Origin of the sequence: Idiomarina sp. 29L (assembly GCF_004123135.1) — a bacterium.
GTDB lineage: Bacteria > Pseudomonadota > Gammaproteobacteria > Enterobacterales > Alteromonadaceae > Idiomarina.
In genome coordinates this window covers 191,950-214,314 of record NZ_SDJS01000003.1, presented here as the reverse complement: position 1 = coordinate 214,314, position 22,365 = coordinate 191,950, and the positions used below count along the sequence as shown (strand labels likewise).

Below are 22,365 nucleotides of genomic sequence, written 5' to 3'. Positions count from 1 at the left end.
GCCTGATTAGAAGCAATAGAATAACCATAAAAAAGGATCTCTCAATGGCATCGCAGAATGCGCTTTATTTACTCATTGATGAACGGTTACAGCGTGACGAACTAACGTTGCCCGGTTTGCCGAAAACGGCTGAGCAAGTGCGTAACGCAACACTTGATCCTGATTGCAACTTGCACGATTTGGCGCACATCATTCAACAAGATGCCGTATTGTCGGCTCGATTAATACGTCTGGCAAACAGTGCTTATCTGGGGGGCCGCAATAAAGCTGAAAGCCTGATGCAGGCGCTAACACGTATAGGTATGCGTCGAATTCGCACCTTGGCTTTTGCAATGGCCATGGAGCAGGTATTTGAGCCTGGCAACGACATTGTGAAGATGTTCTCAGAACAATATATCAAAGAGAGCAGAGAAATTGCCGCTGCATCGGTGGTTATCACGAAAGATCTTCAGCGCAGAGGAATAGGGCACCGGTTGCACCAGGATGTTTCTTTGCTGGCAGGGATGGTATCCAGAATTGGCGTGACGCCTATTTTAAGAATGGCCAGTGAGTTTGAGGACAGTTTTGCCAATCCAACGTTTATTAACGAATGCATTTCACAGTTAAGTTCACCGCTGGGTACTAACATTCTGAAATACTGGCAATTCACACCAAACTTAGTGCAGGTACCGTTACATTTTAATAAAGGGCGCATGAATCTGGATGACGCCATTACCGTGAATTATTGCGATATTGTGCATTTAGCCAGCCTATTAACAGGCAATAACGCCAGTAAAAGACACAATGTTACCGTGGTGGAGTATGAATTAAGAGGGATTATAGAAAGCGAGGACTTCTGGCAGCAAGACTCAACTCAAGAGTCTTACCACCAGATATTGGATTTATTTGGCTAATCCGGGTTATGCGAACGCTTTTTTCAAGTCATCGAATAACTGACCGGCTTCGCCACTAATTAAAGCGAAGTCGGCATCGACCTTTTCTTCTGGTGTTGGATCAACTAAATCGTCTTTTGCGTCTAACAACACGTCAGTCGGTTTGACACGTTTCAGCGCCATATCGGACTCAATAATGAACTCGAGATTTTCTTGCCAAACTAAGCCCAGTCGAGTCACTTGTTTGCCTGCGGTTAAATGGGCTTGAATGTCGTCACGAGTCAGGTCTTCCTGCTTACAGCGAATGATTCCACCGTCAGCCTGAGGTGAACGCAGTTCCGCTTCGTCGCCAAGCTCAAAAGGGGCAGGAATCTCTTGCTTTTGCAACCAGTCGGTCAAATATACTTCAACGGCTTCTGATGGGCTGAAAGGTCTGACAGGTAAAGATCCAACCGAGCCACGCAATAAACCGAGAAAGTCTTCCGCTTTATTTGCTGCTGACTCGTCAACCGCAATAAACTGTCGGTCTAAGTCAATATAGCCCCAACTAAGACGAAAACGACTAAAGGCCTGTGGCAACAGCTGATGAATCAAATCTTCTTTTAAGTTTTGTTTTTCCTTGCGTGGCACAGAGCGGCCTTCAGCTTCACTAATTTGGCGGACTTTTTCATCCAGTTGTGCGTTGACGACGGTGCTGGGCAATACTTTTTCTTCGCGCTTGGCGCATAGCAGCCAACAATTACCGACGCTGTGCGTTAACGTATCGTTGTCTGGGCCAAAGGGGGAGAACCAGCCAAAACTGCTTTGTTCAGTTCGTGAACACGGGTGAAATGTATGTTCAGCTAGCTGCTCTGCAAAATCATCGGGTAATGAAAAAGTCTCACTGAAATGGTAAAAGCGAAGGTTTTTAAACCACATAAATTAGGGTTCCTGTCCGGCATTAGAAACCCTGAATTGTATCGACTAACAACGTTGCTGTCAGTTTAAAACCTGTACAGGAAACGAAAAGGTGTAAGTTAGGCCGTGACCAGGTTCGCTGGTGGCGTCAATATCGCCTTTCAGTGTTTGAGTGACCAAATTACGCACAATATGGGTACCCAGACCACTGCCACCATCGTTGAGCTTGGTGGTAAAGAAGGGATCAAACAGCTTGCCAAGGTTCTCTTCAGACAGACCATTACCATTATCTTCATAAACAACATGAAGCGTGCTGTCACGAAGTTCGATATTGATGGTCATGGTACCTTGTTCAACGCCGTCAAAGGCATGACGTAACGAATTTAAAATTAAGTTAGTGAATATCTGCGACAACGCGCCGGCCGGGCACCGAATAAATAAGTCATCGGCACAGTTGAGCTCAATTTTATGCAGCGTTTTTTTCAAATGTGGCTGCAATGACTGAATCAACTCTTCTATGTAGCGCTTCACATTAATATCACGAATGGCGTCAGACGCCTGGTCGACTGCCACTTGCTTAAAGCTACTGATAAGATCGGACGCTCGATGCAGGTTGTTATCGAGTAGGCTTAAGCTTTCTCTGCCTTCCTCGATAAATTTTTGCAGTTGAGGCTGCGTCAGTTCTTTATTGCTTAACGCGGTATCCAGTGAATCTAACTTCTCACGCAGATATGAGGCCGCAGTCACACTAATCCCGATGGGTGTGTTCACATCGTGAGTAATGCCCGCAACAAGGCCACCAAGCGAGGCCATTTTTTCCGACTCAATGAGTTGTTGCTGGGTTTCGCGTAAGTGGTTCAACGACGACTCAAGCCGCTGGTTAGACTGACGCAGCGTGTTTTCCATTGTACGACGCTGACTAATTTCTCTCTCGAGCTTTTCCTGTCGCATTTCCAGCTCGTTTTTACGCTGCTCAAGATCGAGCATTACCTGGCTCAAACGAGAGGTTTTACGAGCCACTTCCTGTTCTAGAATCGCGTTCTGTTCATCCAGCTGCCTATTAGCTGCTTTCAGTTTATTCTGAGTACGGTCCAAATCGGCCTGGTACTCTTCAATGTTATCGAGAAGTTGGTTATAAGCCTGCTCAATCAGTACCAGCTCGTTATTATGCTGGTCTTTTAAGCGAATTCGCGAACGCTCCAGGTTGTCCAGCCTGAAGCTTTTTATTTGCTGTGTTAAGTCATTGAGAGGGCGGCTTAGCATACGGCTGAACGCGACCGTGAACAGAATAATTAAGAAAGTACTTTTTATGAGTGCATTACCAATAATAAAGCCCAGGCTGACTTTAATCCGGTCAATAGCAATGTCGCGCGTTGAAAACAGGCTAACGTCACCAACCTTTGTGGAGTGCCCGGAAAACTCGAAAATAAGTGAACTGTGGTAGCCAAAAACACCATTGCGTTCAGGGAGTAAAACGCCTTCACTCGTTTCTTCCGGTAAGTCAGACATTTCCGAGGTTTCGCCCAGTTGTACCAAAATATTACCGGCGTCATCACGAATTAATACACCGGCAATAGCCGGAATACCAATGAGACCGTCTGCAATACTGTCAATTTGATCGCTATTAAACTCCCACAGCGAGCGAGTTAGAGAGCCATTAAAAGTGCGTTGTTGGTTTTGAAGCTCGGCAATCAAGATACGTTTGGTATCAAAGTATTCGGCACCGATTTGTACTGCTGTGACGATGAATGTCAGCACAAAGTAAACGGACAGAACCCTTGTCAGCAGTGATGATGAAATACTTTTGATGGCCATATATGAGGTGTGCGTAAGATTTTTGTAAATAAATATAAGCTTAAACTAAATCATTGCTGTTCATAACGCAATAAAGCAACGCGCCCTCGTTCCAGAGTAATTGACACAAAACTGACACACTTCGGTCATCAAGCTGTCACTAAAACTCACTAAAGTTGCCACAAATTAATTCACAAGGGGCATAACTTATGAAGTTCATTACCTCGGCTGGCGCTTTGGTTTTAAGTTCTGCGCTTTTAGCGCAAGCGCACTCAGCTCCATTACAAGAGCAAGACAAGCTTGAACCGGTTGTTGAGCAAGCATCATCAATTAACCAGTCTGCGCGTCAATCGCAACTGACCATCGACCAAATCTCAGACAACATGCAAGAGCGTCTGCAACAGTATAAACGCATCATGAAAGAAATTGATGGTTTAAAAGTTTATACCGCTCAGTTGGAACAGCAAATCAATAACCAGGAGCAGGAAAAGCAGGACATCAATGACTCAATAGACAAGGTCAGTTATGTCGAGCGTCAAATTACACCGCTTATGCTGCGCATGATCGACTCTCTCGAGTCTTTTGTTGAGCTGGACGTTCCCTTCCTGCAAACCGAACGTAGCGAGCGCTTAGCACAACTTAATGACTTAATGGAGCGCGCCAACGTCGACGTTTCTGAGAAATTCCGCCGTGTTATGGAAGCTTACCAAATTGAAGCAGATTATGGGCGCAATATTGAAGCGTATACCGCAGAGCACGAAATAAACGGGCAACAACAAGACGTTACCTTCCTGCGTATTGGCCGCGTGGCGCTTATTTATAAAACGCGTGACGGTCAGCACCTGGGTATCTGGAACCAACAGGAGCGCAACTGGCAAGAGCTCGATAGTAAGCACTTACCTGCCGTTGAAGAAGCTATCCGCATAGCCCGAAAACAGTTAGCACCGGACATGCTGATGATGCCTGTCTTCGCTAACAAAGCCGCTACCAACACCGCTGCTGGTCAATAAGGAGTCACACACATGAAGCTAACACAACGCATTGTCCAGTGGTTCTCGGTGATTGCGCTGGCAGCGACCTCAAGCGCTGCACTAGCCGCGCCGCTGCCACAGGACCCGATTAATTTAGATGAATTACTACAGCAATTAGAGCAAGGGAAGTTTTCGCAGTCAGAAAGCAATAAGCAACGCGAACAGCGTTTCCGCGAAAAAGAGCAAGAGCAAAAAGCCATGCTCGAAGACGCTATTGCCCAAAGAAATCAATTGGAGCAACGCGCCGAGCAACTGGAAACTAACTTTGAACAGAACGAAGTCGATTTAGGCAACTTAAGCGACACTTTGACTCAGCGCATGGGCTCACTCAAAGAGCTGTTTGGTGTGCTGCAGCAGGTGGCTAATGACGCTTCAGGCAAGTTCGACAACTCGGTTATTTCAGCGCAGTACCCAGGCCGGTCAAACGCGCTTAAAGAGCTGGCAGAGAATATGAGTTCTTCGTCGAAGCTGGCGTCTATTGAAGACATTGAAAGTGTCTGGTTTGCTCTGCAAAAGGAAATGACCGAGTCGGGTAAAGTGGCTGAGTTCACGACTGAGGTGACAGCAGCCAACGGCGACAAAGCTGAACAAGAAGTGGTTCGCGTTGGTGCCTTTAACCTAGTTTCAAACGGCAAGTACCTAGAACGCATGACTTCAACCGGATCTGTTGCTGAGCTGGTACGCCAACCGTCAGGTCGTTACCTGGACACTGCTGAAAATATTCAGCAAACCGACAGTGGCATTGTGACTTTCGGTTTAGACCCTACGGGCGGTTCAATTCTTGGCTTATTAGTTCAGGCACCGAGCTTAGGTGAGCGCATCGACCAAGGCGGTACCGTGGGTTATATCATTCTTGCTTTGGGTGCTATTGGCTTGCTGTTTGCGTTAGAGCGCTTTGTGTCACTGATGCTATTGGGCAACAAAGTGAAACGTCAGCTTAAGAAAGACAAGCCAAGTCAGGACAACCCGCTGGGTCGAGTCATGCTTATTAAGGACAAGTACCCGCAAGCCGACACCGAAACGCTGGAGCTGAAGCTCAGTGAAGGTATCTTGCGCGAAGTTCCTAAAATTACGCGCAACCTGACGTTCATAAAAATCATTTCCGTGGTCGCACCGTTGATGGGTCTGTTGGGTACCGTGACCGGTATGATCAATACCTTCCAGGCGATAACGCTGTTCGGCACAGGTGACCCGAAACTGATGGCCGGTGGTATTTCACAAGCCCTGGTCACAACCGTACTCGGCTTGGTGGTCGCAATACCCATGACCTTACTGTTTGCCACCTTACACACTCGCAGTAAAAACCTGATTCACATATTGCAGGAGCAGGCGTCCGGCATTATTGCGGAGCGCTCAGAGCGAGGAGAGTAACCGTGTTATTTCTCATCGAGTTTAATAATGCGATTCGAGACTTTATCGAGGCCGGCGGGCAAGTCCTGCTGGTTATCGGAATCCTTATTTTTAGTATGTGGTTAATGATTCTCGAACGTATTTTTTACTACCTGAAAGGGCATCGTGCGCGCGTTAAAGACACGCTAAAGCGCTGGCAGCAACGTGAAGACAAGTCGTCCTGGAACGCGGAGCAAATTCGTCAGGCAATGATCTCACGCGTCAGCCTGGCACTAGGGGGCAACTTACCGGTGATAAAAGCCTTAGTCGCGTTATGTCCGTTGCTGGGTCTGATGGGGACTGTGACCGGCATGATAGAAGTGTTCGACGTAATGGCCGTCACAGGTACCGGCAGCGCTCGCTCTATGGCCTCGGGGGTGTCAAAAGCCACTATCCCGACAATGGCCGGTATGGTCGGCGCGCTGTCCGGTGTATTCGCCGCCACCTGGCTGCAGCGCACTACTCGTCGCGAGCGCATGAAACTAGAAGACAAAATACTTTTAGAGCGTCACTAAGGTGAGGCTGAGGAAATAACGATGAAACAGCATTTTGCCAACTTAATCGAAGAAGAAGAGAGCAACATCGACATGACGCCCATGCTGGATGTGGTGTTCATTATGCTTATTTTCTTCATTGTTACCGCTTCTTTTGTGAAAGAAGCGGGTATTGATGTAAACCGTCCTGATGCCGCCACCGCGGTTCAGAAAAACAGGGCAAACATCTTAGTTGCGATAAGTGATAACAACGAAATTTGGATAAACAAGCGTCAGGTGGATGTGCGTGCGGTGCAGGCTAATATCGAACGCTTATACGCAGAGAACCCGCAAGGTTCTGTGGTCATTCAGGCCGACGAAGAGTCGAATACACGCGTGCTTATTAAAGTAATGGATGCAGCGCGAGCCGCCGGTGTGTATGACGTATCTGTTGCAACTGACGAAGAGTAACCCGCAATGAGACTTTTGGCAGCATTATTGGTCGCCGCGTTTGTCACTATTGGCCTGTTTTACTTAATGCAGTCGCTAATAAGCGGTGGCGAAGGGGCAATGAGCGAGCCGCCGCGAGGTAGCGTACTGGACTTTGTGCGCACACCAGAGCCTGAAGAAGTGCAGGAGAAAGAGCGCAAGCCTGAGCGCCCACCGGAGCCAGAGCAACCGCCGGAAGACTTGCCGCAACCGCAAATGGATAACGACATTGCCGATGCAGATAGCGGCTCAGGTTATGACTTCTCTGCCAGTATGGACGCGGGGGCAGACATTGGTAATGGTATGTCATTGCAAGCCAGTGACGGCGAGTATCTGCCTATTGTGAAAGTGCAGGCGGCGTACCCTCGACGAGCACTACAGCGTGGGATTGAAGGCTATGTGGTGGTTGAGTTCACTGTGACCAAACAAGGTTCAGTGCGCGATCCTGTCGTTGTTGAGGCTGAGCCGGAAGGCATTTTTGACCAGGCCGCCATGGATGCGGTACTGAAGTTTAAATACAAACCAAGGGTCATTGACGGCGAAGCGGTAGAAGTTGACGGAGTCAGAAACCGCATGACCTTCGAAATGAACTGATTGGGTGACTTATGAATATGAAATTTGTGGTTATTGCCGCCTTAAGTGGCTGGATAGCATTAACGCAGCCCCTTCTTGCGGAACAAAGAGGTGCACAACAAACCGAACGTGTGCCAGCCCTGCGTGAAAAAGTATATGGTCAGCTGGCGCGGGCGCAGGAACAAGCCGACAATGGCAATGTGCAGGAAGGGTTAAGTATTCTTTCAGACATTGAAGGTAAAGCCGACAGTATGAACAGTTATGAGCGCGCCATGCTCTGGAACTTCTATGGCTTTATGTATTATGAGCAGGATCAAATAAGCCAGGCCATTCACTATTTTGAGAAAGTTGTTAATGAGTCGCCGATACCCGAGTCGCTTAAAAAAAGCACCTTGTTTAGCCTGGCTCAGCTGGCGTTAAGCGAAGGCCAGTATCAGCGCTCTGTTGAGTTTCTGGGGCGTTGGGAGACGTTGGCCGAGCCAGACGAATTAGGTAAAGCCTGGGTCCTGAAAGCGCAGGCGTTTTACCAGTCGGGAGACTTTACTAAAGCGCTGCCGCTTATTGATAAAGCCATTGCTAATGCTGACGCTGATAGCAAAACTCCCGATGAAAACTGGTTGATTCTTAAACGCGCGTTGCATTATGAACTGGAACAAACCGAACAAGTTGCGCGCGTTATGGAGCGCCTGGTCACTGATTACAGTAAGCCGGAATACTGGCTGCAATTGGCTGGCGTTTATGCTCAGCTGGAGCAGGATAAAAAGCAGCTAGCGGTTTTGGAAGCAGCCAATCAACAGGGCTTTATTGAAAAAGCCAGCGACTGGCGTCAGCTAGCGCAAGCGTATTACTTCAACGAACTGCCATTCAAAGCGGCAGAAACGTTAAATAGTGCAATACAAAAAGGTGTGGTCGACGCTACTGTCGATAACCTGAAATTTATGGCGCAGGCTTACGCTCAAGCAAAAGAATACGAACTAGCGATTCAAGCTTATGAAAAAGCATCAGAGCAAGTTGACCACGGTAACTTCGCCGCTCAAATCGCACAACTGCACTTAAACCTGAACAATAATGATCAAGCCATCGAGTACGTTACGCGTAGCCGTAATAAAGGGCAGGTGTCTAACCTAGGGCATTTGCACTTAGTGGAAGGTATGGCGGCACTAAACTTGAAAGACTACAAGTTGGCGCTGGAAGCCTTTGAACAGGCAAGTGAGTATGAAAAAACAGCAGCAACAGCAAAGCAGTGGTTGAAGTACGCAAAGGCACAGTATCAGCAAAAGGAACACTTGGCAGCGCTTAGTAACTTTTAACTGTCATAAAGCTGTAACAAAAAAGACATAGAATTGACTCATGGCAGAAAAATAACTGCAATAATTCTTATCGTGTCTATAATGCGGTTAAGAATTGGGCAGTTGGGTTATAAGTTAATGAGGATTCTATGAAAAAGTCTTTAATTGCGTTGTTAATTGCTGGTGCGACTTTCCCGGCGTTTGCGAACGATGACGGTACGTTAACCGTTTACGGTCGAGCTAATGTATCGTTACAAAGCAATGATACCGGCAACGGCTCTGACACCGACGTTGTTAGCAACTCGTCGCGCTTTGGTTTTAAAGGCGCGGCTGAACTGAAAAATGATTTAGAAGTTTTTTACCAGCTTGAGTTTGGTGTTGACTTAGCGGACTCCAGTGATGATAAAGATGCCGTAACTAACCGTAACCAAATCGTCGGTTTACGCGGCAACTTTGGTGAAGTCATGATAGGTCGTTACGACACTTTCCTGAAAGACTCGCAAGGCTCTATCGATGCGTTTAAAGATTACGAAGCGGATTTAAAAAGTTTATTCGTTGGTGAGGAGCGTCCGGACAACACCGTGACCTATTACTCGCCAACCTACAATAACTTCACGTTCGGTGTTACCTATATCGCCTCTGGCGGCGATGCGCAGGAAGACGGCGTGTCGATGGGGTTACTGTACGGTGACGACAAACTGAAGAAAACGCCGTTTTACGCTGCTATTGCGGTTGACCGTGACGTTGACGGTTACGACACTGAACAGTTAAGCGTCCACACTAAATTAGGTGGCTTCAAACTAGGCGCTGCGCTGCAGCAGTTTGAAAGCACCGACGGTCTGGAAGACGGTGACGGTTACTTACTGAGCGCAACCTACCCAATCGATAACTGGGTATTAAAAGGTCAGTACCAGTCGGTCGATGAAAGTGGTGAAAGCGATGCGTCGTTCTCATTCGGTGCGGACTACCACTTTACCGGCGATACTCGTGTATACGCATGGTACACCGGTCGTGAGTGTGACATAGCCACCTATGAAAGCCGTGGCTGTGGTGCAACACCCGGCGCAGAACAAGACTTCTTCGCTGTAGGCATTCGTCACGACTTCTCCTGGTAAGCGTCTAACAAAGACTGATGTAGCCTGATCGTCTCGGTCAGGCTACACTATAGGCGTCACTCTCAACCTCTGTATTTACCATGACCAACCTGGCGGTACTTGGCTTTTACCTACTTATTGGTTTTATTCTAAAACGCTCCGGGAAGTGTCCCGACAACACGGCCGAAGTTCTCAATTTATACGTTATTTATGCCGCGCTACCCGGCGTTATTTTCAGCAAAGTACCAGGCCTTGAATTTTCCACTGACTTACTTATTCCGGTTATTATTCCCTGGGTGCTACTGGCATTTAGTGCGGTGTTTATCTTCCTTATTGGCAGGGCACTGAAATGGCGCAAAGAAATTATCGGCGCTCTGTTAGTTTGTGTTCCTTTAGGGAATACTTCTTTCTTCGGTTTTCCGATGATAGAAGCTTTTTACGGCAGTGACGCGATAGCCTATGGCTTGCTCTATGACCAATTTGGCTCTTTCTTCGGTTTAGCTATTTACTCAACCGTTATTATTGCGCTTTACGAAGACCAGAACGAGACGCCAACCGTCACAGGTGTATTGAAAAAAATTGTGACGTTCCCGCCATTTATTGCGTTAGTGCTGGCGCTCTTGACCAAAAACCTGAATTATCCTGATGTTTTTCAGCGCTTGATTGAGTCATTAGCCGTTACGCTAGTGCCGGTCATTATGATAGCCGTGGGTTTTCAGCTGAAGTTCCGTTTACCCAAGGGCAGTAAAACACCATTGGCCATTGGCTTGTTAACCAAGCTGGTACTCATGCCGGCAGTTGCTATGTTACTGCTGTTCAGTTTTGGGTTTGATAACACACTGATTCAGGTCACCGTTTTTGAAGCTGCCATGCCACCAATGATAACCGCAGGAGCTGTCGCTATTATGGCCGGGTTAGCGCCGCGGCTGTCAGCTGCTATGGTCGGTTATGGCATATTGCTGGCCTTTATCACGCTGCCGTTAACCTATGAATTAATGCAGTATTTGGCCTAAAACAATAGAAATTTTACAGCAATGTGTCGCTGGTCATAAAAATGTCATATTCTTTAGTAATAATTGGCTCAACTGATCCAATAAGGGACTAAACACATGTCGCGTAGAATTCTAATTGTAGAAGATGAAGCACCTATTCGTGAGATGTTGAGCTTTGTTATGGAGCAACACGGCTATCAAGCAGTCGAAGCTCATGATTTTGACGCCGCTGTCGGTAAAATTGCCGAGCCATACCCCGACATGGTATTGCTTGACTGGATGCTTCCCGGTGGCTCAGGCATTCAACTCGCCAAAAAAATTAAAGGCGATGACTTCACCCGCAATATTCCTATTATTATGTTGACTGCTCGCGGGGAAGAAGAAGACAAAATAAAAGGGTTAGAAGTGGGGGCTGACGACTATATTACTAAGCCGTTTTCCCCGAAAGAACTGATGGCTCGTATGCGTGCCGTGTTTAGACGTGTGGCGCCAACGGTGTTAGACGAGCCGCTGGAAGTTGAAGGCTTAAAGCTCGACCCCGTATCGCACCGCATTTCGGTTGGTGACAACAGCGTTGACATGGGGCCAACCGAATTCAAGTTACTGCACTTTTTTATGACACACCCAGAGCGGGTGTACAGCCGCGAGCAGTTGCTGGATCACGTGTGGGGCACAAACGTGTACGTTGAAGACAGAACGGTTGATGTCCACATTCGCCGCTTACGCAAAGCTCTGGCTGACCATGGTTACGACCGTTTAATCCAGACCGTTCGTGGAGTTGGTTATCGTTTCTCAAGTCGCTAACAGCGGGTCTGCTTGATATGGACAGAGACTATTCAAACTGGCAGTCGCTGCGTAATCTCGCTCTCTTTTTGCTGCCGTTTATTTTTGTTGGTTGGCTGTTCGATGTTCTCTGGCCACTGCTGACGTTTGCCTTACTGGGCCTGGTTTGCTGGCATTACTTTTATCAGCAAAAGCTCATTAAGTGGCTGTGGCAAAGTCGTACGCTCATGCCGCCATCTGCGCCGGGTAGCTGGTCCTATATTTACGACGGCATTTATCGTTCGCAACGGCGCAGTCAAAAGCGGCGCAAGTCGTTAGCCCGTTTGTTAAGACGCTTCCGGGAGGCGGCAGAAGCATTGCCGGACGCAGCTATTGTGTTTCGTGCAGACGGTGCTCTGTTGTGGAGCAACAAACTCGCGCAATTTTATTTTGGCCTTCGTTGGCCGGACGACGCAGGACAACGACTTTCCAACCTTATTCGTCATCCGGAATTCTCGGTATACCTTAGTAAAGGGCAGTTTGACGATGCTTTGACGATACCCTCACCGGTGCGTGACAGTCTCGACATCGAAATTCGCATTATGCCTTACAGCGAAGACCAGTACCTATTAGTCGCACGCGATGTTACCCAGGTTAAACGCCTGGACTCTATGCGGCGTGAATTTGTTGCTAACGTATCGCACGAATTAAAAACGCCACTGACTGTGTTGCAGGGTTATCTGGAAATGATGGAAGAGCCGGAGCAAACACCACCGGCGATGCTAAAAAAAGCAGTCGAGAACATGAATGCACAAAGTGATCGCATGGCCAATCTGGTTGACCAACTACTGGTTCTGTCACGCATGGAAACGCCAAGTGATGATGTGTTTGATCACGAAGTTAACGTACCTGCTTTACTGGAACAACTGCAAACAGAAGCCCATCGCCTCAACGAACAGAAGCAGCATAACCTTATATTCAAGGTTGACCCTATTGGCATCTATGGCAAAGAGTCATTGCTGCGCAGTGCCATGCAGAACCTCATTACTAACGCCATTCGTTACACTCCGGAAGGCGGCGAAATAGAGGTGTGCTGGAAAGAAACGTCAGGTGGTGTCGAGTTCAGTGTCACCGATAATGGCAAAGGCATACCCGCGCAACACCTACCGCGATTGACTGAACGTTTTTATCGTATTGATGAAGACCGAAATAGCGCCAGTGGCGGAACTGGGCTAGGGTTATCTATTGTGAAACAAGCCATCGAACATCATAACGCTCAACTGGATATTAGCAGTACACCCGGTAAAGGCAGCCGTTTTGCATTTCAGCTGCCGCATGGATTAATTAAGTCATAAATTTTTCACATTGTCATAAAGCTGTCACAAATCGTTCTTAAACTACTCATCATCGAAGAACGATTTCTTGAATTCAGACAAAACCCACAGAGGTGAAAAACATGTTTCAATCTACTTTGAACAAGACATTAACTGGTTTAGTCGCAGCGGGCACTTTAATGTTCAGCACGCTGGCAGCAGCAACCGAGGACCTACCAGAGTACGAAAAAGTTAGCGGTTTATCAGGCAACCTATCGTCAGTGGGCTCTGACACACTGGCCAACATGATGACGTTCTGGGGCGAAGAATTTAAGCGCATGTACCCAAGCGTTAACATCCAAATTCAGGCTGCGGGCTCTTCAACTGCGCCACCGGCATTAACCGAGGGGACGTCAAGCTTTGGCCCAATGAGCCGCGCTATGAAGTCAAAAGAAATTGAAGCGTTTGAGAAACGCCACGGCTACAAGCCAACCCCAGTGCGAGTTGCTATCGATGCGTTAGCGGTTTTCGTACATAAAGATAATCCAATCGAAGGTTTATCCATTGCGGAAGTCGACGCAATATTCTCGTCAACTCGTAAATGTGGTGCGAACCAGCAAGTCAACCGTTGGGGTGACCTGGACTTAGGCGGTGACTGGGCTAACCGCGACTTACAGCTTTACGGCCGTAACTCGGTATCGGGTACTTATGGTTACTTTAAAGAAGTGGCACTGTGTGACGGTGATTTCCGTGCTAACGTAAATGAACAACCAGGCTCTGCGTCAGTTGTTCAGTCAGTGTCTACGTCACTGAACGCGATTGGCTACTCAGGTATCGGCTATGTCACCTCAGGTGTTAAAGCGGTACCGATTGCTAAAGGTGATGGCGACGACTTCATTGAAGCGTCACGTGAAGCAGCGTTAGCCGGTAAATATCCGCTGGCACGTTTCCTCTACGTTTACGTGAACAAGCACCCGAACAAACCTTTAGGTAAAGCTGAAGCTGAGTTCATGAAAATGATTCTGTCAAAACAAGGTCAGGACATTGTCAACAAAGATGGCTACATTGGTTTACCTAAACAAGTTGTTGAAGCTGAGCTTAAAAAGCTAGGTCTTAGCCACTAAAAATAACGGAATAACAAAGCCGGTAGTTCTTTGAAACTGCCGGCTTTTTTCTATTTTTACAGTTTGGTGAAGAAAATATGACGGTACTGTAACAGTACTGTCATAAAACTTTACTACACTATCACTCAGTTAAACTTGAAGTCATTTTAGAATCTGAGGTCACAATGGCAACACAATCTGCCCAACAGCTGTCGGCCAATCGCATGCGATTGTTCAAAGACCGTTTCGCACGTTATGGCGTAACGGCTGGCGGCGTTATGGTATTGGTCGCACTGCTTTTGATCTTCTTTTACCTTCTTTATGTGGTGCAGCCGATATTCGAGTCGGTGAGCTTGAAAAAAGTGAACAGTTTTAACCTACCTGAGTCGGGTCAGGTTGAAGCGGTCGGTATGGAAGAACAGGCAGAAATTGGTTATCGCTTTTTACAAAGTGGTGAGCTGCAGTTTTTTTCGCTTATCGACAAAAACGATCGTCGTTCAGGTGACATATTACTGAGTGAGACCTTCGTTGAATCAGAAAGTATCACTAGTTTTGCAAAGACCCTGCCAGTAAATAAGCAGTACGCTTATGGGTTAGCGTCGGGTGAAGCGCTGGTTGTTGAGCCTAAGTTCTCCGTTACTTTCCCGGAAACGGCAGCAACCGCTGCAACGGATAAAGTGGAACGGCTTATTACGCCAAGGTTCGAAGTGAAAAACGACGGCGAGCCATTAGTTATTGACGAACAAGGGCGGGCCCTTGAAAAGCTGGCTTATGAAACCGATGGCGATGGTATGCTATTCGCTGCTGCTGTTGAAAATAGCAGCTTGTTGATCACACATTTTGTAGCCGAAGAAAACTTCATGACTGGCGCCGTCACATTGACGCCAAACTACACCGAAATACCTTTAAATACCGCTATTGATGGCCTGGTTGTGACGCCAGACTTACGTCAGGTTATTGTTCGCCGTGGCAACCGCGTGCATGTGTTTGATATCTCTATCAGCGGTAACGTTACGGAACGTGAACTGCTGCCGATGCGCACGCGTGAGCTCGGAAATGCCACCGGTATGTACCTATTGGCCGGCGCGTCATCGGTATTGTTAACGCATGACTCGGGCAAAGTATCGCAATGGTTTGAAGTCCCGGGCGAAGATGGACGCCAGTATCAATATATTCGCAGCTTCGACGCCGGCTCACCGGTAACCAACATCGAAGTCGAGTACTATCGCCGTACGTTCTATACCTTGTCTGAAAACGGCGACATGAACATTTTTCACACTACGGCAGAAGCTGATCTATACCAAGGCAAGCCTGCCGATGCTGAAATTCAAGCTGTCATGGTCGATCCGCGAGCCAATTATTTGCTGATGAAAACAGCAGACGGTTACGGTCTTTATGATGTCGATAACGAGCACCCGGAAGTCAGCTGGAGCGGTTTGTGGCAGGAAGTCTGGTACGAAGGCTATCCTGAGCCAGAATACACCTGGCAGTCAACCTCAGGCTCTGACGACTTTGAGTCAAAGTTTAGTTTGGTGCCTATTTCTTTCGGTACGATAAAAGCCGCCGCCTATGCGATGCTGTTTGCGGTACCTATTGGCTTAGCCGCAGCGGTCTACACGGCGTACTTTATGTCGCCATCGGTGCGTAAGTACGTTAAACCGACCGTGGAGATTATGGAGGCATTGCCAACGGTTATTCTTGGTTTCCTCGCTGGTTTGTGGCTGGCGCCTTTAGTGGAGGCCTACCTCCCCGGGTTTGTCGCCGTACTATTACTGGTGCCACTGGCCATTATCTTAATGGCGGCGCTTTGGAGCCAGTTGCCAACTAACATTAAGAGCAAGGTGAATGACGGCCGAGCTGCGGTACTGCTTATTCCTGTTGTTTTGGCGGTGGGCTGGTTCTCCTTTGAAATAAGCCCTTGGGTTGAGCACGTGGTGTTCGACGGTGATGCCCGTCGTTTTATCACCAATGAGCTGGGCGTTACCTTCGACCAACGTAACTCGCTGGTGGTTGGTATTGCGATGGGGTTTGCGGTTATCCCAACCATTTTCTCCATCGCTGAAGACGCCGTATTCAGCGTGCCTAAGCACTTGTCCAACGGTTCATTAGCACTGGGCGCTACGCCGTGGCAAACGTTGACCAAAGTGGTGTTACTTACTGCCAGTCCGGGAATTTTCTCGGCAGTGATGATGGGGCTTGGTCGTGCTGTGGGTGAAACCATGATAGTGCTTATGGCCACCGGTAACACGCCTATTATGGACTGGAACATTTTCGAAGGTATGCGCACCTTGTCTGCCAACATTGCGGTTGAGATGCCAGAGTCGGAAGTGGGCAGCTCGCATTACCGTATTCTGTTCCTGGCAGCCTTTGTGTTGTTCATATTCACCTTCTTCTTTAACACCATTGCTGAATTTGTGCGCCAACGCTTGCGCGACAAATACAGCTCAATGTAATCCGCGGAATTGAGGTTTAACGATGAAAAAGTGGTTTAGAACCGGAAAACCCTGGATTTGGCTAACGGCCGGCTCGGTCAGCGTCAGCCTAATTGCCGTCATTGGGCTGGTTATCATGATTGGTTGGCGCGGTCTGTCATTCTTCTGGCCTTCTGCCATTCATGAAATGGACATTATGCAGGCCGACGGCAGCACCAAGCACATTATTGGTGAGGTGTACGACTCAGAAGTGGTTCCGACCACCCGATTACCACAGTCAATGGTCGAACTAGCCGACATAGAGTCAGAAACTGTCACACGTTATCTAATGAAAATAGGTAACCGTGAGTATGTGCCGCTCGATTTCACTTGGGTGCTGGAGTCACTGGTTACCGAAGACACCACGCCAAAAAACATGGCGGTCATTGAGCGCAGTAAAGACGGTAACTTCTATGGACGCATTACTGCCGTGACCGAGAACGGCGAAGTTGTTGCAAAGCAAAGCGACGACAATTTCCGTGAAGTCATGTTTGAGCGAGTTGAGCGGGCGGTCGAGCTGAATGAGCAAGCTATGGGGTTACAGGAAGGCGAAATATCGTCTATTAACTACCAGTTGAATGAACTCTCACTGGAGCGCCGTCGTCTGGAGTTACAGGGCGAATTGACCGATCAGGCTATCGCAGAATTGCAGGCACAGCGTGAGCAATTAAATGCCGATTATCAGGTTTACGAAAAGGAGCTGTTCGACTTACGTGAGCAGGCACAGCGCGACGCGCTAGTGGTTAAAGACTTTCGTGGCGAAGATGTCAAAGTACCTATGTATAGAGTGCTGGATGTTAACTTCCCGAACGATATGGGCTTTTTCGCCAAACTGGGGCACTTTTTCCAGCAAATTGGCAAGTTTGTGAGTGAAGACCCACGTGAAGCTAACACGGAAGGCGGTGTGTTCCCGGCCATTTTCGGTACCGTATTTATGGTGCTGCTAATGTCCATTATTGTGACACCATTTGGCGTTGTAGCTGCGGTTTACCTGCACGAGTATGCGGGTAAGAACCCAGTCACCAAGCTCATTCGCATTGCGGTTATTAACCTGGCGGGTGTACCGTCGATTGTTTACGGGGTGTTTGGCCTTGGCTTCTTCGTATACATGGTTGGTGGCAGCTTAGACCAAATTTTCTATCCGGAAGCGCTGCCGAACCCAACCTTTGGGACGCCGGGTGTGTTGTGGTCGGCGGTTACCTTGGCAATTTTGACATTGCCGGTAGTTATCGTCTCAACCGAAGAAGGTTTGTCACGTATTCCGCCGTCGTTGCGAGAAGGCAGCTTGTCGCTAGGCGCCACTAAGTGGGAAACCATTTGGCGTATTGTTTTGCCAATGGCGTCACCCGCTATTATGACGGGGCTTATTTTGGCTGTTGCACGAGCCGCGGGTGAGGTCGCACCGCTAATGCTGGTGGGTGTGGTGAAGTCTGCGCCTATGCTGCCGGTCGATGGCAACTTCCCGTACTTACATTTAGACCGTAAGTTTATGCACTTAGGCTTTCATATTTACGACGTTGGCTTCCAAAGCCCGAACGTTGAAGCGGCACGACCGCTGGTTTACGCCACCTCATTTTTACTGATTACCGTCATTGTGGGTCTGAACCTGACGGCCATTGGTGTGCGTAACCATTTACGTGAAAAATACCGCTCACTTGAGCACTAAAGTTTGATGAATTAGCGAAAGGGTCAGAATTTATGATTTCGGTAAACCCGAGTACAAGCAACATGGAAAAGCTGGACTTACACAACTTGCCAGCTGAGCAAACCGCGTTGGATATTAAGAACCTGGACTTATATTACGGTGAAGATCAGGCGTTGCATGATATTTCCATGCGCATTCCAAAAAATCGCGTCACGGCGTTCATCGGGCCGTCAGGTTGCGGTAAATCGACACTGTTGCGGTGCATTAACCGCATGAACGATCTGGTGGAAATTTGCCGTATTGACGGCGAAATAGAGCTGCACGGCCAGAACATATACGACAAAAACGTTGATGTTGCTGCGCTAAGACGCCGCGTTGGTATGGTGTTTCAGCGTCCTAACCCGTTTCCTAAGTCCATTTATGAAAACGTGGTCTATGGCTTGCGCTTGCAAGGCGTAAAAGATAAACGCGTATTAGACGAAGCGGTAGAAACGTCGCTTCGCGGCGCGGCTCTGTGGGACGAGGTTAAAGATCGTCTGAACGCCAGTGCGTTCAGTCTGTCGGGTGGTCAGCAGCAACGTTTGGTTATCGCGCGATCTATTGCTATTGAACCTGAAATTTTACTGCTCGACGAGCCAACCTCAGCGCTTGACCCAATCTCTACGTTAACGATTGAAGAGCTTATTACCGAGCTGAAAGAAAAATTCACTGTGGTTATTGTTACCCATAACATGCAGCAGGCGGCGCGTGTGTCAGACCAGACCGCATTTTTGTACATGGGTAAAATGATAGAATACGCAGACACTGACACGTTATTTACGACACCGTCGGAAAAGCAAACCGAAGACTACATTACCGGTCGTTACGGCTAAGGAGAGTGTTATGGATAAAATGAACATGAGTAAGCACATTTCCGGTAAGTTCAATGAAGAACTTGAGGCTGTGCGTAACCGGGTATTGAGCATGGGCGGAATGGTCGAGCAGCAAATCAGCGATGCTCTGGAAGCCATTCAAAAAGGCAACGTTGAACTGGCCGAAAAAGTCCTGAGCAGTGACCATAAAATCAATAAGCTGGAAGTGCAGATTGACGAAGAATGTGTGCACATTATTGCGAAACGTCAGCCGGCAGCCAGTGACTTGCGTTTGGTCATTGCCATTATTAAAACCATCGCCGACTTAGAGCGCATTGGTGACGAAGCTGAGCGTATTGCCAAAGTGGCAAAAGAGAGCTTCAACAAAGATCAGCAGCAGTTGTTAGTGAGTCTGGAGAACTTAGGTCAGCACATTCTCAGCATGCTGCGCAAAGTACTCGATGCCTTTGCACGCATGGACCTGGAAGCGGCTTACGACGTACACCAACAGGACGAGCAGGCCGACCGCCAGTACGAAGCACTGACGCGTCAGCTAATGACTTACATGATGGAAGACTCACGCTCGATACCGAAGATTATGGATGTACTGTGGTCAGCGCGTTCATTAGAGCGCATGGGCGACCGCTGTCAGAACATTGCCGAGTACATTATCTTCTTTGTGAAAGGCAAAGACGTGCGCCATGTCTCACCGGAGAGCATGGAACGCACGGTTTTGGGGAAAAAAGCTGACTAAAACAGACGCCGGGCTCGAATGGTGCCCGGAATGTCTTTCAGTTGTTGCAGGATATCGGCGCCATTGTCGCTGTCGATATCCATCACAACGTAACCGACCGTCTCGTCGGTTTGTAAATACTGACCCGCCACGTTTATTTGGTTGTCACTAATTATACGGTTAATGGCATTCAGCATACCCGGCTGGTTTTTGTGAATATGTAACAGTCGCTGTGTGGTTGCGTGTGTGGGTAAGCTGACTTCCGGGAAGTTTACCGCCGACAGTGTCGAACCGTTGTCAGAATAACGCACCAATTTACCCGCGACTTCCACACCAATGTTTTCTTGTGCTTCCAGTGTTGAGCCGCCAATGTGTGGCGTCAGCAGGCAGTTTTTCAAACCACGCAGCGGCGACACAAACTCATCGTTATTGCCTTTCGGCTCCACCGGGAACACATCAATGGCAGCACCGGCAATATGGCGCGAAGACAGGGCGTCAGCCAACGCGTCAATATCCACGACTGTGCCGCGCGACGCGTTAATCAATAAACTGCCGGGCTTCATTCGCTCTATTTGACGGCGGCCTATCATCCACTGGGTTTGTTCGGTTTCCGGTACATGCAGTGTGACAATGTCTGCTTGCGCTAATAAATCATCGAGCGTGGCCACTGACTGAGCGTTGCCCATTGGTAGCTTGTCTTCCACATCGTAGTAGCGAATGTGCATGCCTAATTGCTCGGCAAGCACACTTAATTGACTGCCAATGTGACCATAACCAATAATGCCCAGTATTTTACCGCGCGCTTCAAAAGACTGTTTTGCCGATTTTAGCCAGCCACCTTCGTGAGCCACTGCGTTCTTTTCAGGAATACCGCGTAGCAGCATAATAATTTCAGCCAGCACTAACTCCGCCACACTGCGAGTATTGGAAAACGGCGCGTTAAATACAATAACACCGTGCTTTTTCGCCGCCTCAAGGTCGACCTGGTTGGTGCCAATGCAAAAACAACCGACTGCGATGAGTTTCTCTGCTGCCGCAAAGACCCGCTCATTTAACTGGCTGCGCGAGCGTATGCCGACAATGTGCGCGTCTTTAATTTTCTCACACAGCTCGTCTTCGTTAAGTGACGTCTGCAAAATCTCTAAATTGGAATAACCGTGATGCCGAAACAGCTGTATGGCACTGTCGTGCACACCTTCTAACAATAAAACTTTTATCTTGTCTTTCGACAATGACTTTTGCATTAGCCTGCTACCTTCAATGTTTCAACGCCGTCTTCGCGTGCAATAAGCGCCACGTCTGCGCCACGCTGGGCGAATAAGCCGTTAGTGACTACGCCGACAATATTGTTCAGGTCAGACTCAAGCTCCATGGGTTTCATAATGTCCAGGTTGTGGACATCAAGTATCCAGTTGCCGTTGTCAGTGGTAAAGCCCTGACGCCAGACCGGGTCACCGCCTAACTTGACGATTTCCCGCGCCACATAAGAGCGCGCCATAGGAATCACCTCAACCGGTAACGGGAAACGACCCAGCAAGCCCACACGTTTACTGTCGTCGGCGACACAAACGAACTTGTCCGCCACCGCCGCAATAATCTTCTCGCGGGTTAATGCTCCACCGCCGCCTTTTATCATTTGGCCGTGCTCGTTAATTTCGTCGGCACCGTCAACGTAAATAGGAATGTCGGCAACTGAGTTTAAGTCAAATACCTCAATACCATGGGCTTTTAAGCGTTTGGTCGATTCCTCAGAACTTGATACCGCACCTTCAATATCGTCTTTCCGCTTGGCCAGCTCATCAATAAAGAAATTGACAGTGGAACCGGTACCAACACCGACAACAGTGCCGTTTTCAATGTATTGCATAGCTGCTTCTGCAGCGGCTTTTTTGAGTGAATCTGCATTGCCTGACATGGTAAAACTCCCCGTTTGACTTTTAGCGTCAGTATAAGGTTTTTGTTGGTTTTTATCGAACGCTTTACACCGAAAACCGTTAAAATTGCCAGTGTCTCGTTGGCGTAATAATTTCCGGCAAAGGAATATCCCAGGCTTCAACAGGCAACTCATCGACCCGCTGCTCGTCATAACTTAGCCCAATTGGGAATAAATGGGGTGTATGTCCGTTATGCCACTGCGCTAATGTTCGGTCGTAGTAACCGCCTCCCATGCCCAGGCGGTTTCCTTTTGTATCGAAACCGACCAGCGGCAGCAGCAAAATATCAATCTTGCTGAGGGGCACCACGTTGTCTACACGCAGTTCGGGCTCTTCTATACCATATTTATTGGAGGTCATAGGGGTATCGGGTGCGTAACGTAAAAACAGTAAGTGGCCTTTAGCGAATGGGTGCAACACTGGCAGCACCGTTTGGAAACCGTTTTCCCAAAGCCGCTCAATAACCCGCTGAGTGGGCAGCTCGCCGGAAAAACTATGGTATACCGCAACCGTCTTTTGTTCAGGTGACAGCCCTTTTAGCCGCTGTGCAATGCGCTCTGCCACCGCTTGACCCGCTTTTTCGGCATAGTCCTGGGGTAAGCTGCGGCGAATTTGCTGTAACTTGCGTCGGAGTTCTTGTCGGGTCATGCTAAAGTTTGT

The 22,365-nt window shown here is 48.3% G+C and carries 21 protein-coding genes; 16 read left to right on the top strand and 5 right to left on the bottom strand.

Going from position 1 to position 22,365, the window contains the following annotated elements; all coding sequences use genetic code 11:
* Positions 1 to 44 precede the first annotated feature (44 nt).
* Complete coding sequence (locus EST55_RS08420) at positions 45 to 893, top strand: HDOD domain-containing protein (RefSeq protein ID WP_129497126.1); 849 nt, start codon at positions 45 to 47, stop codon at positions 891 to 893.
* Between the two features lie 6 nt (positions 894 to 899).
* Here EST55_RS08420 and rdgC read toward each other — a convergent pair whose 3' ends face one another.
* The gene (gene rdgC / locus EST55_RS08415; RefSeq protein ID WP_129497125.1) at positions 900 to 1,790 is read right to left on the bottom strand and encodes a recombination-associated protein RdgC; all 891 of its coding nucleotides are present in this window, start codon (positions 1,788 to 1,790) and stop codon (positions 900 to 902) included.
* Between the two features lie 60 nt (positions 1,791 to 1,850).
* Positions 1,851 to 3,584, bottom strand: coding sequence for an ATP-binding protein (locus tag EST55_RS08410; protein ID WP_129497124.1), 1,734 nt, complete (start codon positions 3,582 to 3,584; stop codon positions 1,851 to 1,853).
* A gap of 188 nt (positions 3,585 to 3,772) precedes the next feature.
* Here EST55_RS08410 and EST55_RS08405 point away from each other — a divergent pair, with 188 nt between their 5' ends.
* The 15 genes from EST55_RS08405 (at position 3,773) to phoU (ending at position 19,792) form a co-directional block, all read left to right on the top strand.
* A complete protein-coding gene (locus tag EST55_RS08405) occupies positions 3,773 to 4,573 on the top strand; it encodes a DUF3450 domain-containing protein (RefSeq protein WP_129497123.1) in 801 nt (266 codons plus the stop codon).
* Between the two features lie 12 nt (positions 4,574 to 4,585).
* A complete protein-coding gene (locus tag EST55_RS08400) occupies positions 4,586 to 5,965 on the top strand; it encodes a MotA/TolQ/ExbB proton channel family protein (protein ID WP_129497122.1) in 1,380 nt (459 codons plus the stop codon).
* 2 nt (positions 5,966 to 5,967) lie between these two features.
* Positions 5,968 to 6,498: a MotA/TolQ/ExbB proton channel family protein gene (locus tag EST55_RS08395; protein WP_088767536.1), complete on the top strand. Its 531-nt coding sequence runs from the start codon at positions 5,968 to 5,970 to the stop codon at positions 6,496 to 6,498.
* A gap of 21 nt (positions 6,499 to 6,519) precedes the next feature.
* A complete protein-coding gene (locus EST55_RS08390; protein WP_053953732.1) occupies positions 6,520 to 6,927 on the top strand; it encodes a biopolymer transporter ExbD in 408 nt (135 codons plus the stop codon).
* 6 nt (positions 6,928 to 6,933) lie between these two features.
* A complete protein-coding gene (locus EST55_RS08385; protein ID WP_126752433.1) occupies positions 6,934 to 7,539 on the top strand; it encodes an energy transducer TonB in 606 nt (201 codons plus the stop codon).
* Between the two features lie 11 nt (positions 7,540 to 7,550).
* Positions 7,551 to 8,828, top strand: coding sequence for a tetratricopeptide repeat protein (locus tag EST55_RS08380; RefSeq protein WP_129497121.1), 1,278 nt, complete (start codon positions 7,551 to 7,553; stop codon positions 8,826 to 8,828).
* Positions 8,829 to 8,956: 128 nt separating this feature from the next.
* The gene (locus EST55_RS08375; RefSeq protein ID WP_129497120.1) at positions 8,957 to 9,922 is read left to right on the top strand and encodes a porin; all 966 of its coding nucleotides are present in this window, start codon (positions 8,957 to 8,959) and stop codon (positions 9,920 to 9,922) included.
* A gap of 80 nt (positions 9,923 to 10,002) precedes the next feature.
* Complete coding sequence (locus EST55_RS08370; protein ID WP_129497119.1) at positions 10,003 to 10,914, top strand: AEC family transporter; 912 nt, start codon at positions 10,003 to 10,005, stop codon at positions 10,912 to 10,914.
* 96 nt (positions 10,915 to 11,010) lie between these two features.
* A complete protein-coding gene (phoB, locus tag EST55_RS08365; protein ID WP_129497118.1) occupies positions 11,011 to 11,697 on the top strand; it encodes a phosphate regulon transcriptional regulator PhoB in 687 nt (228 codons plus the stop codon).
* A 17-nt stretch (positions 11,698 to 11,714) separates the two neighbouring features.
* The gene (phoR, locus tag EST55_RS08360) at positions 11,715 to 13,010 is read left to right on the top strand and encodes a phosphate regulon sensor histidine kinase PhoR (protein WP_129497117.1); all 1,296 of its coding nucleotides are present in this window, start codon (positions 11,715 to 11,717) and stop codon (positions 13,008 to 13,010) included.
* 101 nt (positions 13,011 to 13,111) lie between these two features.
* Entirely contained in the window at positions 13,112 to 14,092 is a 981-nt protein-coding gene (locus EST55_RS08355; protein ID WP_129497116.1) for a phosphate ABC transporter substrate-binding protein, read from the top strand.
* A 164-nt stretch (positions 14,093 to 14,256) separates the two neighbouring features.
* On the top strand, positions 14,257 to 16,524 hold the full coding sequence (locus EST55_RS08350; RefSeq protein WP_129497115.1) for an ABC transporter permease subunit: 2,268 nt from the start codon (positions 14,257 to 14,259) through the stop codon (positions 16,522 to 16,524).
* Positions 16,525 to 16,546: 22 nt separating this feature from the next.
* Entirely contained in the window at positions 16,547 to 18,208 is a 1,662-nt protein-coding gene (gene pstA, locus EST55_RS08345) for a phosphate ABC transporter permease PstA (protein WP_129497114.1), read from the top strand.
* Positions 18,209 to 18,240: 32 nt separating this feature from the next.
* Positions 18,241 to 19,059: a phosphate ABC transporter ATP-binding protein PstB gene (gene pstB / locus EST55_RS08340; RefSeq protein WP_088769337.1), complete on the top strand. Its 819-nt coding sequence runs from the start codon at positions 18,241 to 18,243 to the stop codon at positions 19,057 to 19,059.
* A 10-nt stretch (positions 19,060 to 19,069) separates the two neighbouring features.
* Complete coding sequence (phoU, locus tag EST55_RS08335; RefSeq protein ID WP_088767546.1) at positions 19,070 to 19,792, top strand: phosphate signaling complex protein PhoU; 723 nt, start codon at positions 19,070 to 19,072, stop codon at positions 19,790 to 19,792.
* Here the strand turns inward: phoU and serA are convergent.
* The 3 genes from serA to EST55_RS08320 all read right to left on the bottom strand — a co-directional run bounded on the left by serA (position 19,789) and on the right by EST55_RS08320 (position 22,353).
* The gene (gene serA / locus EST55_RS08330) at positions 19,789 to 21,015 is read right to left on the bottom strand and encodes a phosphoglycerate dehydrogenase (protein ID WP_100691530.1); all 1,227 of its coding nucleotides are present in this window, start codon (positions 21,013 to 21,015) and stop codon (positions 19,789 to 19,791) included. The two genes, phoU and serA, sit on opposite strands and share 4 nt — an antisense overlap.
* The gene (gene rpiA, locus EST55_RS08325; protein WP_088767548.1) at positions 21,015 to 21,686 is read right to left on the bottom strand and encodes a ribose-5-phosphate isomerase RpiA; all 672 of its coding nucleotides are present in this window, start codon (positions 21,684 to 21,686) and stop codon (positions 21,015 to 21,017) included. Before rpiA ends, serA begins: the two co-directional genes overlap by 1 nt.
* A 79-nt stretch (positions 21,687 to 21,765) precedes the next feature.
* Positions 21,766 to 22,353, bottom strand: a complete 588-nt coding sequence (locus EST55_RS08320) for a 5-formyltetrahydrofolate cyclo-ligase (RefSeq protein WP_100691531.1) — start codon at positions 22,351 to 22,353, stop codon at positions 21,766 to 21,768.
* Positions 22,354 to 22,365: the final 12 nt, after the last annotated feature.